Source organism: Streptomyces sp. NPDC059851 (assembly GCF_042732005.1).
Taxonomy (GTDB): domain Bacteria; phylum Actinomycetota; class Actinomycetes; order Streptomycetales; family Streptomycetaceae; genus Streptomyces.
On record NZ_JBHWJJ010000030.1, the window covers coordinates 60,688 to 72,370 of the forward strand.

Genomic DNA, 11,683 nt, shown 5'->3' on the forward strand with positions numbered 1-11,683 from the left:
GGCCGCCCGCTGCACCGGCCGGCCCCGGAGCCACGAACCCCGCACACCCCCGGATCCGCGCCGCTCAGTGGCCCGGCAGGACGCACACGGTGTCGAGGCCGAGGACGTGGTTGAGCCGGCCGAAGGCCAGCCAGGACCCGATGCTCATGGTCAGCTCCACGACCTCCAGCTGGCTGTAGTGCGCGGTCATCCGCTCCCAGAACGCGTCGTCGAGGTTGTGGTGGTCGAGCGCGTACCGCTCGGCGTATTCCGCGGCGAGCCGGGTCCGCTCGTCGAAGCGGTCCGTGGTGCGCCAGTCGGTGACCGCGTCGGCGAACTCCTCCTCGACCCTCTCCCCGTCGCGATCGGTACGCCAGTCCAGGCAGAAGGCGCACCCGTTGATCTGTGCGACGCGCAGCCTCGCGGCCTCGAACTCGCGCAGCCCCAGGGTGGTGTGGGCGTACACCGACAGCGAGAAGTTCGCGGCGGCCGGCCCGATCCCGGGGACCATGTCGCCCCAGACGTACTCGATCGGGTGCTGCCCTTCGGGTATGTCGATCCTCATGCCTGTCATGGCCGTTTCCTTCCGAGTCTGCCGACGGCGGGGCGCAGCGGAACGTCCAGGGCGTCGTAGAGGCCCGGTGCGGCGTCCACCAGCCAGTCGATGGCGCCGACGAGGCGGCCGACGGCGGTGGCGTTGCCCCCCGCCGAGCGGTTCTCGCCCTCGTCGGTGGCCTCGACGGTGACCTCGATGCGGGGGCTGCCCTCGATGACCACGCGGTGGGCCCCGTCACCGCCGTCGGGCGGCAAGGGCCAGTCGGGCGCGCAGGAGGGGTGGATGCGGGTGACGTGTTCGATGACGAGGCGGGGTTCGCCGTCGACGATGCCCTGGACCTCGAAGCGGATCGCCCCCTGCGTGCCGGCCTCGAAGACGCCCATGGTGCGGGTGGTGACGGTGTGGTCGAGGGGGCGGCGGTCCACCGTCTCGCGGATCCCGTCGAGTTCGACGCCGAGGGCGCGGGCCATCATGCGGATCTGGCCGCCCCACACCATGGTCGGGACGGACGGCGCGAGCATCATCGGCTGGTGGTCCATGGGCCGGCCCATGCCGACCAGGTCGCGTACGGAGTCGGGCTGGTCGTAGGTGGAGTAGTCGAAGACCTCCTGGCAGCGGATGGCGTCGATGGCGGTGCCCAGTCCGCTGATCAGGAGCGGAAGCACGTCGTTGCCCCAGCCGGGGTCGACGCCGGAGGCGAACAGCGAGCCGCCGCCCTCCGCGACGGCGGCGACCACCGGGTCGCGGAACTCCGGCGGGGCGCTGCGGTGGTCGTAGAGGGGGTAGAGGGCGGGGCTGACGACGACGGCCCCCGCCCTGATGGCCCGGGTGATGTCGGCGAGGGCGCCGTCGGGGCGGACGTCGCCGGTGGCCGCGTAGACGACGGCCCGGGGCCGGGTCGCGAGGACGGCCCCGACGTCGTCGGTGGCCGTGACGCCGGTGTCGTGGTCGAGGCCGGCGAGGCGGCCCGCGTCGCGGCCGACCTTGTCGGGATGGTGGACGACGACGGCGGCCAGTTCCAGCGCCGGATGGGCCTCCACGGCACGGATGGCCAGACGGCCGACGTTGCCGGTGCCCCAGACAACCGTGGGAATCATGCGCGGAGGGTAGCGACAGGACCCCGAGGTTCCCAGAGCCGGGCGGGGAAATCTCCGCGCAGCCCCTACTGGTTCTGGCCGCCGAGGAGGAAGAGGAGGTAGACGAAGAAGGCGAAGAGGTGGCCGACGAACAGGTAGGCGATCAGCCGTATCAGCAGTCCGCGCGGGAACTTCATCTGCATGCGCATGGTGGTGCTCCTAGCCTTTCAGTGGTGGGTGGTCGGGCGGCCGCTGCTGCTGCCGCCCCGGCCGGTACCGGTACCCGCGCCCGCGCCGCCGAGGCACAGACCGGTGAGGCTGCTCTGCAGCAGCGTGTGGACGAACAGCAGGTCGGCTCCCGCGCGGGAGGCCGCGGCGATCCGGTGCGGGGTGAGCGAGTCGAAGTGGGCGCTGTCGCCGGGTTCCAGCAGGTACTCGGACTCCCCCAGGTGCAGCCGCAGCCGCCCGCCGAGGACGTACAGCCACTCCTCGCCGGGATGGACACGGACCAGCTCGCCCTGACTGCGCTCGCCGTACGGGACGTGCACGCGCAGGGCCTGCATGCCGCGGCCGGAGCCGCCCGCCTGCCAGTACGTCCAGCCGTCGGCCTCGCGGGCTCCGGGACCGCCCGCGCGTACGATGGGATCGGCCGCGGCGGGGGTCTCGCCGAGCAGCTCGGAGACCGTCGTACCGTAGGTGCGGGCGAGGCCGAGCAGCAGCGGCAGTGAGGGCTGGCGCCGCCCCGTCTCCAGACGGGAGAGGTGGGCGGGTGAGAGCCGGGCCCGCGCGGCTGCGGCCTCCAGGGTGAGTCCGGCGCGTCGGCGCAGCTCGCGCAGTTGCGGGGCCACCGCGGGCAACTCGTCGGCTTCGGTGCCGGGGTCCGCCCCTTCGGGGCCGACCGGACCGGGGGGACCAGGTGTCATGCCCCCGATTGAGCCAGAATCTTACCTGCGTGGCAATCCGTCTTGCCTCTGAGGCAAAACCGGTCCGATCTGCACTCAGGGCTCCTTCGGCGGCTCCGACGGGGTGGCCCCGACGGACCGGCCGAGGACCGTCTCCACCGTGTCCGCCTCGTCCGCGCTCTTGTCCGGCCGGTGCCGCAGCACTCGTGCGAAGCGCAGCGCCACCCCTGCCGGGTAGCGGGGGGAGCGCTGCAGGCCGTCGTAGGCGATCTCGACGACGAGCTCCGGCCGGACCCGCACCGTGTGCCCGTCGTCCTCCACGGCGAGTTCCCGCAGCCGGCCGGTCTGCCAGCGCAGCATCTCGTCGGTCAACCCCTTGAAGGTCTTGCCGAGCATGGCGTACGAGCCGCCGCCGGCCCGGGCGCCCAGGTGCAGGTTCGACAGGGTGCCCGTACGCCGTCCGTGGCCCCATTCGGCGGCGAGCACGACGAGGTCCAGGGTGTGCACGGGTTTGACCTTGAGCCAGTACTTGCCGCGCCGGCCGGCCGCGTAGACGGAGTCGAGGGCCTTGGCCATGATCCCCTCGTGGCCGCGGCGCAGCGTCTCGGCCCAGAACTCCGCGGCCTCGTCCGCCTGGGCCGCCGGGTCCTCGACGGCGAGCCGGCGGACCCTGGAACCCTCCGGCACGAGGGCGGCGAGCACCGCGTACCGTTCGCGGACGGGCAGGTCGAGGAGGACGGAGTCGCCGACGACGAGCACGTCGAAGAAGTACGGGGTGACGGGCAGGGCCCGACGGGCGGTCTCGACGTCGATCCGGGAGCCGACCCGGCTCGCGATGTCCTGGAAGGGCACCGGGCGGCCGTCCGCGCCCTGGCCGATGACCTCGCCGTCCAGGATGAACCGCTCCCCCGCGAACCCCTGAGCCGCCCGCACCACCTCCGGCAGGCGGTCGGTGATCTCGTCGAGGGAGCGGGTGTAGACGTGGACGGCGTCCCCGTCGCGGTGCACCTGCACCCGGATCCCGTCGAGCTTCTCCTCCACCGCGCAGGGCCCCAGCGCGGCCAGGGCCTCGGCCACCGACCCGGCGGTGTTCGCCAGCATCGGCTGGACGGGCTGCCCGACGCGGAGGGTGACGTCGCGCAGCACGGCCGGGCCACCGGCGAGGACGGCCGCGCCGACCCGGGGCAGGGAGCCGTCGAGCATCACGGCCCGGCGCAGCTCGGCCGCCGGCACCCCGGCTGCCGCGGCCACACCCTCCAGGGCCACCGCGTCCAGGGCGCCCTGGCGGACCTCGCCGGACAGCAGGCTGCGCAGGAAACGCTGCTCGGGCCCGGTGGCGGCGGCGAACAGGGCGTCGACGATGCGGTTCCGCGCGGCCTGGGAGCCCGGGCCGGCCAGGGCGGCGAGTTCGGTCACTGCCGCGTCGACCTCGGCGACGCCCAGGGTCGGCCGGTCCGCGGGCGCGACGGGCCTGCCGAGGGTGCGCCAGCCCAGGCCGGGCCGGCCCTGCGGGAGCCGCCCGGCGAGGTACGAGATGGCCAGGGCGGCCTCTTCCGCGGGCACCGCCGCGAACAGCTCCGCGAGCAGGGCGGTCTTGCGGGACCGGGCGGAGGTCTCGGCGACCGCCCGGGACACGCGCGCGATCTCGGCGAGCAGCATGCGGCCATCCTCCCGCCGCCCGGGGTACGGCGCAGGTCGGCGGGAGGAAGGACCCAGCCCTCACGGCGTACCGCGGATGCGGTACGCCGGCAGTCGCCCGCATCCTCCTCAGGGAGGTGACCGGCTCCGCCCGGGGGCGCTCAATGCGGGCAGGTGATCGGTCTAGGGTGCCCGTATGACGCTCCGACTGCCGAAGCTCCCGCCGCCCCGGCGCCGCCGGAACCGCCTGCTCGCAGGACTGGCCGTGCTCGCCGCCGTCGCGGGGGCCTGGACCTGGACGGCTGCCGCGACCGGGGAACCGCCCGTGCACCGCGAGGACCGGGTGCTCCAGTCCGCGGGCACCGGGATCGACACGTCCTACTTCACGGCCCCGGGCGGGCAGAAGCGGCCGGCCGTACTGTTGGGCCACGGCTTCGGCGGCAGCAAGGACGACGTCCGCGCGCAGGCGGAGCGCCTGGCCCGGGACGGGTACGCGGTGCTGACCTGGTCGGCACGCGGCTTCGGCCGCTCGGGCGGGCAGATCGGACTGAACGACCCCGAGTACGAGGTCAAGGACGTCTCCCGGCTGCTCGACTGGCTCGCGACGCGGCCCGAGGTGCAGCTCGACACTGCCGGGGACCCGCGGGTCGGCGTCACCGGCGCCTCGTACGGCGGGGCGGTCGCACTGCTCGCCGCCGGGTACGACGGCCGGGTGGACGCGATCGCCCCGCAGATCACCTACTGGAACCTCGCGGACTCCCTCTTCCCGCAAGGGGTGTTCAAGAAGCTGTGGGCGGGGCTGTTCTTCACCACCGGCTCGGCGGGCGGCATGCAGCCCGTGCAGCCGGGCCGGCCGGCGGAGGTGTCCGCGGTGCCCTCGGCCGGTCCGGGGACGGCGGGGCCGCAGGCGACCGCTGCCGCAGCCGGTGCCCCCGCCGCCGCGTGCGGGCGGTTCCGGCCCGAGCTGTGCGCGATGTACGAGCGGGTCGCCGCGTCCGGAAGGCCCGACGCCGAAGCCCGCGCGCTGCTGGAACGGCGCAGCCCGTCGGCGGTCGCGGACCGGATCCGGGTTCCGGCGCTCATCGTGCAGGGCCAGGACGACTCCCTCTTCCCACTGGACCAGGCCGACGCCATGGCCCGGGCCATCTCCGCGAACGGCGCGCCCGTGGCCGTCGACTGGGCGGCCGGCGGGCACGACGGCGGGATGCGTGAGGCCGCCCGCGTCGAGGCCCGGGTGGCGGCCTGGTTCGACCGTCACCTCAAGGGTGAGGCGGGCGCGGACACCGGCCCCGCGTTCCGCGTCTCGCGCTCCGGGGGCATCGACTCCACCGACGGCGTGATGCGGCTGCGCGGCGCGAACGGCGAGAGCTACCCCGGGCTGGCCGCGGGCCGGAGGGAATTCACCCTGGCGGGCGCCGGCAGCGGCAGCGGCCGGGAGCAGGACCGGGACCGGGGGCGGGAGCAGACCTTCGCCAATCCGGCGGGCGGCGCCCCGTCCGCGCTGTCCTCCGTCCCGGGGATCGGCGGCCAGCTGGCCGCCTTCGGAACCGGGCTGTCCTTGGACTTCCCCGGGCAGCACGCCCGGTTCGACACGGACCCGCTGCCCCAGGAGGTGCGGATCACCGGCACCCCGGTCGTCACGCTGAACGTGCGGTCGACGGCCGCGGACGGTGCGGCCGTGCTGTTCGGGAAGGTGTACGACGTCGGGCCCGACGGGCGGCAGCAGGTGCTCCCCCACCAGCTCGTCGCCCCACTGCGGGTGGAGGACGCCCAGCAGGGCCGGACCGTGGAACTGCGGCTACCGGCCGTCGACCACGCCGTGCCGGCGGGGCACCGGCTGCGGCTCGTCGTGGCGGCCACCGACCTCGGCTACGCCTCCCCGGCGGCCCCGGCCTCGTACGCGGTCGCGGTGCAGGGCCCCCTGGCGGTGCCCGTGGCCGACGGGGTGCGGACGGCTGCGGCGGGGCTGCCCGCCTGGACCTGGGGCCTGCCGCTGGGCGCGGTGCTCGTGGCGGCCGCACTGCTGGGGATCCGCCGGCCCGTCCGGACCGCGGCGGCGCCCACACCGGGGCAGCCGCAGCCGGGGGCGGCGGCGGGCTCGGCCGCGGGCCTGGCTGCGGGCCCGGCGCTGCCCGCCCCCGGGCCGGGCGACGACGTACCACTGGACATCAGGGGCCTGACGAAGCGGTACGCGAAGGGACAGGACCGGTACGCGGTGCGGGACCTGTCGTTCCGGGTGGAGCGGGGCCAGGTGCTGGGCCTGCTCGGGCCCAACGGCGCCGGGAAGACCACCACCCTGCGCATGCTGATGGGGCTGATCACGCCGGACGCCGGCGAGATCCGGGTGTTCGGTCATCCGGTGCGGCCCGGGGCCCCGGTGCTGTCGCGGGTCGGGGCCTTCGTCGAGGGGGCCGGGTTCCTGCCGCACCTGTCGGGGCGGGCCAATCTGGAGCTGTACTGGCGGGCCACCGGACGGCCCGCCGAGGACGCGCACACGGCGGAAGCCCTGGAGATCGCCGGCCTCGGCGACGCACTGGAGCGCGCGGTGCGCACGTACTCGCAGGGCATGCGGCAGCGGCTCGCCATCGCCCAGGCCATGCTCGGGCTGCCCGACCTGCTGATCCTCGACGAGCCGACGAACGGTCTGGACCCCCCGCAGATCAGGGAGATGCGGGACGTGATGATCCGGTACGCCGCCGACGGCCGCACGGTGATCGTCTCCAGCCATCTGCTGTCGGAGGTCGAGCAGTCCTGTACGCACCTCGTGGTCATGGACCGCGGGCGGCTGGTGCAGGCCGGCGAGGTCGGCGAGATCACCGGCGGCGGGGACACGCTGCTGGTCGCGGTCGACGGACCGGTGGACGGGGCCACCGTCGCGAAGGTGGCGGCCCTGGAGGGCGTGGAGTCCGCCGGGCCGTGCGAGGAGGGGCTGCTCGTACGGCTCGGCGGTGCGACGGCCGCGGAACTGGTCGCCGACCTGGTGCGGCTGGAGGTGCCGGTGAGCGGGGTGGGCCCGCACCGGCGGCTGGAGGACGCTTTCTTGACCCTGATCGGAGGAACGGCGTGAGCGGCGCGGGCGCTGTGAGGAGCACGGGCGGCGCCGCGGCGGAAGGGGCCCCCGGCTACCGGCCGGGCCGTACCCTTCCGCTGCGCGTGGAGGCCCTGCGGCAGTGGCGGCGGCGACGGACGCTGGTGATGGGCGGGGTGCTGGCGGCACTGCCCTTCGTCATGATCATCGCGTTCGCGGTGGGCGGCGGGCGGGAGGGCGGCGGCCGGAACGACCGGATCACGTTCATCGACACGGCGACGGCCTCGGGCGCGAACTTCGCGGCCACCTGCCTGTTCGTGTCGGCCGGGTTCCTGCTGGTGGTGCCGGTGGCACTGTTCTGCGGTGACACGGTGGCCTCGGAGGCGAACTGGTCCTCGCTCCGCTACCTGTTGGCCTCGCCCGTGCCGCGGGCACGGCTGCTGTGGAGCAAGCTGGTGGTGGCGCTGGGCTTCAGCCTGGCGGCGATCGTGCTGCTGCCGGCGGTGGCGCTGGCGGCGGGTACGGTCGCGTACGGGTGGGGGCCGCTGAAGCTGCCGGCGGGCGGGGTCCTGGCGGCCGGGGACGCGCTGCCGCGGCTCGCGCTCGTGGTGGCGTACGTCTTCGTGTCCCAGCTGGTCACGGCCGGCCTGGCGTTCTGGTTGTCGACGCGGACGGACGCGCCGCTGGGCGCGGTGGGCGGGGCGGTCGGCCTGACGATCGTCGGGAACGTGCTCGACGCGGTCACGGCGCTGGGGTCCTGGCGAGAGTTCCTGCCCGCCCACTGGCAGTTCGCCTGGGCGGACGCCCTCCAGCCGAACCTGGAGTGGGCGGGCATGGTGAAGGGGACGGCCGTGTCGGTGTCCTGCGCGATCGTCCTGGTCGCGCTCGCCTTCCGCGGCTTCGCCCGCAAGGACGTCGTCTCCTGATCCGCCCCTGCGCCGGAGCCGGAAACGCCCGCCGCGGGAGCCGCGGACGCCGGCCCGGGACCCGCACCGGGGCCCCGGCCCGGCGGCGTCTCACACCGCCCGGCCTGCGGTTCCCGCCACCGCGTCGACCTCGGCGAGGAGTTCCGGTTCCAGCGGGCGGTCGGCGACGGCGGCGTTCGCGCGCACCTGCTCGGCGGAGGTGGCGCCCGCGATGACGGAGGCACAGCCGGGCTGGGCGGACAGCCAGCCGATGGCGAGTTCGAGGATGCTCCGGCCGTGCTGGTCGGCGATCGCAGCCAGTGCCTCGACGGTGTCGAGCCGCGCCTCGGTCAGGTAGGAGTCGCGCCCGTCCAGCCGGGAGCCGGCCGGGACGGGCCTGCCCCGGCGGATCTTGCCGGTGAGCAGGCCGTTGGCGAGCGGGAAGTACGGGAGGACACCGAGGCCGTAGTGGCGGGCGGCCGGGACGAGCTCCGCCTCCGCCGAGCGTTGCAGCAGCGACCACTCGTTCTGTGCCGATACGAACGGCACCGCGCCCGTTTCGCGTGCGACGTGCGCGGCTTCGGCGAGCTGCCAGCCGCTGAGGTTGGAGTGGCCGACGTAGCGGACCTTGCCCTCGGCGACGAGTTCGGTGAGCGCGGCGAGGGTCTCGGCGATGGGGACGGCGGGGTCGGGGCTGTGCAGCTGGTACAGGTCGATGTGATCGGTGTCCAGGCGGCGCAGCGACTCCTCGACGGCACGCCGGACGTAGGCGCGGCCGCCGCGGGACCCGGCGGCGGGGCCGTAGCCCATGTCCACGCCGTCGTAACCGAACTTGGTGGCGAGGACCACCTGGCCGCGGCGGCCCTTGAGGGCCTGGCCGAGGTGGGACTCGGAGCCTCCGCGGCCGCCGTAGATGTCTGCGGTGTCGAGGAGGGTGATCCCCGCGTCGAGGGCGGCGTCCACGACGGACCGGGTGGCCCGGGCGTCGAGGCGGCCGCCGAAGTTGTTGCAGCCGAGGCCCACGACGGAGACCTGGAGTCCTGAACTGCCCAGGGGCAGGTAGCGCATGGGGGTTCCTCCACCCTTGTCCGGTTCATGATCGTCAACTGGGGCCAGTCTAGGCACCGCGGCCGGGCCGCAGTGCGCGGCGGCGCTGGGCGGGCGACTGCCGTACGGGTCGAACGGGCTGCCCGGGGCGGCCGGGCGGGAGCTGCGGCCGTGGTGGGGCTGCGGGGGCGGGGCGCCGCGGGTGTGGCGGGCGCGTGACGGGAGGCGCGGCGCTCGGCGTCGGCGCCGGTGGTGAGGTCGTGAAGAGACGCTCTCACGGAGACCCGGTCCGGGGACGGAAGTGCGCGGGCGGTGACATAGCGTGCCCTGCATGCATCAGGAAAATACGACCGGACACGGTGAAGCCGCGGCCAGGCGACGGTTCCTCACCATCGCCACGGGGGCGGCCGCCGCGGCCGGCCTCGGGGCCCTGGCCGGCTGCGGGACCGGCGACAGCGACGGGGCGAAGGGCGCGGGAGCGGACCAGACCCCGCCCGCGGGCGGACCGGCCGGCACGACCGCGCCGGGCGGCTTCGACGTCAAGGCCGAGAACACCAAACCCGGGAACGCCGACTGGCACGTCACCGAAGCCGGACCGGCCCGGGCCGTCGAGGGCTTCGCCGACAAGGTGAGCGTGCTGCCCGGCGAGTCGTTCGGCCTGCACGTGTCCACCACCGCGCCCAGGTTCACCGTCTCCGCCTACCGGATGGGCTGGTACGGCGGCGCCCGCGCCCGGCTCGTGTGGCGCTCCGAGGCCCTGCCCGGGGTGCGGCAGCCCGAGCCCACCGTGGATCCCGCGACCCGGACGGTCCGCGCCCGCTGGCCCCGGACGGCCACGGTGGACACCAAGGGCTGGCCCGAGGGCTGCTACCTGCTCCGGCTCGACGCGCAGGGCGGCGAGGGCCAACGCTTCGTACCGGTCACCGTGCGGTCGGCGACCACCGCCGGGCGTACCGTCGTCGTCAACGCGGTGGCGACCTGGCAGGCGTACAACCGGTGGGGCGGCTACAGCAGCTACGACGGCCCGAGCGGCGGATACGCGTCCCGCTCCCTGGCCGTGACCTTCGACCGGCCCTACGAGTACGACGACGGCGCCGGCCTGTTCCTGGTGTACGAGGCCCCCTACTCGCCCTCGCCGAACGGCTCGGCATACCACTGGCCTACACGACGACCACGGACGTGGCACGCGAGAAGCGGCTGCTGGAAGGGGCCGCGGCGGTCCTGTCCCCCGGCCACGACGAGTACTGGTCGCCGGAGCAGCGGGCCCACTTCACCGCGGCCCGCGACGCCGGCACCAACATCGCGTTCCTGGGCGCGAACTGCTGCTTCCGCCGGATCCGGCTGGAGCCCTCCGAGCTGGGGCCCGAGCGCACCGTGGTCTGCTACAAGACCTCCTACGCACAGGACCCCGGGCACGAGCGGGGCCACCCGGCGACCACCGACTTCCGCTCGGCGCCGGGCGCCGACCCGGAGAGCACCCTGCTCGGCGTGATCTACGACGGCTACCCGGTCGACGCCCCGTACGTGGTGACCCACCCGAGCCACTGGCTCTTCGAGGGCACCGGCGTGAAGGCGGGCGACCGCTTCCCGCACCTGGTGGGCGTGGAGTACGACAAGGTCAACACCGGATTCCCGACACCCCGGCCGATCGAGATCCTGGCGCACTCCCCGGTGGTGTGCGAGGGCCGGCCGAGCCACCAGGACACTGCGTACTACACGGTGCCGAGCGGCGCGGGCGTGTTCGCCACCGGGACCATGCGCTGGGTGGAGGCCCTGGACGCTACGGGCGACGGCAGCAGCGGCGCGAACCACGGCCTGGACGCCCGGGCGGGCGCCCTGACGACCCGCGTGACGGAGAACCTCCTGCGCGCCTTCGCAGCGGGCCCCGCGGGCCGCACCCACCCCGCACGGGACAACGTCGAGACCGTGTACGGGCCTTGAGCGGTGGACTCCTCCGGGAAGGGGCGTCTACGATCGTGATCACGGCATCGCGTGTCGGTCACCGACCGGGTGAGGCATGGAGGTGCCCGTGATGTGCCTTGCGGAGGCATTCACACATGTCAGTCATGCTGAACCACACGATCGTCCGTTCCCGGGACAACCGGGAGTCCGCCGAGTTCCTCGCCGACCTCCTCGGCCTTGAGGTCGGCACGGAGTGGGGACCGTTCATCCCCGTCGAAACCGCCAACGGCGTCACCCTGGACTTCGCGACCGTTCCCGCCGAAACCATCGCCGTCCAGCACTACGCCTTCCTGATCTCCGAAGAGGAGTTCGACGCCTCGTTCGAGAAGATCCGGGCTGCCGGAATCGACTACTGGGCCGACCCCCAGCAGAAACACCCGGGCGAGATCAACCACAATGACGGCGGCCGCGGCATCTACTTCCTCGACCCGTCCGGCCACGCCCTGGAGCTCATCACCCGCCCCTACGGGTACCAGGAACCCACCGGGAAGTAGCCGACCCGGCCAACGAGAAGGGGGGGGCGGGCGGGGGCGCGCCGGCCGCGCACCCGGGGCCCCGGGCCGGCCGGCGACCCGGAGGCGGGGTGGGGC

At 74.5% G+C, this 11,683-nt stretch carries 10 protein-coding genes and 1 pseudogene; 5 read left to right on the top strand and 6 right to left on the bottom strand.

Annotation, left to right across the window (positions count from 1 at the left end; all coding sequences use genetic code 11):
- Nucleotides 1-64 precede the first annotated feature (64 nt).
- The 5 genes from ACFV7Q_RS13580 to ACFV7Q_RS13600 all read right to left on the bottom strand — a co-directional run bounded on the left by ACFV7Q_RS13580 (nucleotide 65) and on the right by ACFV7Q_RS13600 (nucleotide 4,172).
- Nucleotides 65-544, bottom strand: a complete 480-nt coding sequence (locus ACFV7Q_RS13580) for a carboxymuconolactone decarboxylase family protein (RefSeq protein ID WP_385427916.1) — start codon at nucleotides 542-544, stop codon at nucleotides 65-67.
- 5 nt (nucleotides 545-549) lie between these two features.
- Nucleotides 550-1,632 carry a dihydrodipicolinate reductase gene (locus ACFV7Q_RS13585; RefSeq protein WP_385427891.1) on the bottom strand — a complete coding sequence of 361 codons (1,083 nt, stop codon included), beginning with the start codon at nucleotides 1,630-1,632 and terminating at the stop codon, nucleotides 550-552.
- A gap of 65 nt (nucleotides 1,633-1,697) precedes the next feature.
- Nucleotides 1,698-1,820, bottom strand: coding sequence for a DUF6126 family protein (locus tag ACFV7Q_RS13590; protein ID WP_360623728.1), 123 nt, complete (start codon nucleotides 1,818-1,820; stop codon nucleotides 1,698-1,700).
- Nucleotides 1,821-1,838: 18 nt separating this feature from the next.
- Nucleotides 1,839-2,534, bottom strand: a complete 696-nt coding sequence (locus tag ACFV7Q_RS13595) for a helix-turn-helix domain-containing protein (RefSeq protein ID WP_385427894.1) — start codon at nucleotides 2,532-2,534, stop codon at nucleotides 1,839-1,841.
- Nucleotides 2,535-2,609: 75 nt separating this feature from the next.
- Nucleotides 2,610-4,172 carry an ATP-dependent DNA ligase gene (locus tag ACFV7Q_RS13600; RefSeq protein WP_385427897.1) on the bottom strand — a complete coding sequence of 521 codons (1,563 nt, stop codon included), beginning with the start codon at nucleotides 4,170-4,172 and terminating at the stop codon, nucleotides 2,610-2,612.
- A 175-nt stretch (nucleotides 4,173-4,347) separates the two neighbouring features.
- Between ACFV7Q_RS13600 and ACFV7Q_RS13605 the strand changes: the two genes are divergently transcribed.
- Together ACFV7Q_RS13605 and ACFV7Q_RS13610 are read left to right on the top strand one after the other, a co-directional pair.
- Nucleotides 4,348-7,218, top strand: coding sequence for an alpha/beta fold hydrolase (locus ACFV7Q_RS13605; RefSeq protein WP_385427900.1), 2,871 nt, complete (start codon nucleotides 4,348-4,350; stop codon nucleotides 7,216-7,218).
- Complete coding sequence (locus ACFV7Q_RS13610; protein WP_385427903.1) at nucleotides 7,215-8,105, top strand: ABC transporter permease; 891 nt, start codon at nucleotides 7,215-7,217, stop codon at nucleotides 8,103-8,105. The genes ACFV7Q_RS13605 and ACFV7Q_RS13610 overlap by 4 nt, the downstream gene beginning before the upstream one ends.
- A gap of 90 nt (nucleotides 8,106-8,195) precedes the next feature.
- Here ACFV7Q_RS13610 and ACFV7Q_RS13615 read toward each other — a convergent pair whose 3' ends face one another.
- Complete coding sequence (locus tag ACFV7Q_RS13615) at nucleotides 8,196-9,152, bottom strand: aldo/keto reductase (protein WP_385427906.1); 957 nt, start codon at nucleotides 9,150-9,152, stop codon at nucleotides 8,196-8,198.
- 685 nt (nucleotides 9,153-9,837) lie between these two features.
- Between ACFV7Q_RS13615 and ACFV7Q_RS13620 the strand changes: the two are divergent.
- The 3 genes and pseudogenes from ACFV7Q_RS13620 to ACFV7Q_RS13630 form a co-directional block, all read left to right on the top strand.
- A pseudogene (locus ACFV7Q_RS13620) lies at nucleotides 9,838-10,176 on the top strand (N,N-dimethylformamidase beta subunit family domain-containing protein); the annotation flags it as partial.
- Between the two features lie 134 nt (nucleotides 10,177-10,310).
- Nucleotides 10,311-11,072 (top strand): N,N-dimethylformamidase beta subunit family domain-containing protein, encoded by a 762-nt coding sequence (locus ACFV7Q_RS13625; protein ID WP_385427909.1) that lies wholly within the window; start codon nucleotides 10,311-10,313, stop codon nucleotides 11,070-11,072.
- A gap of 116 nt (nucleotides 11,073-11,188) precedes the next feature.
- Entirely contained in the window at nucleotides 11,189-11,587 is a 399-nt protein-coding gene (locus ACFV7Q_RS13630) for a VOC family protein (RefSeq protein ID WP_385427911.1), read from the top strand.
- Nucleotides 11,588-11,683 lie beyond the last annotated feature (96 nt).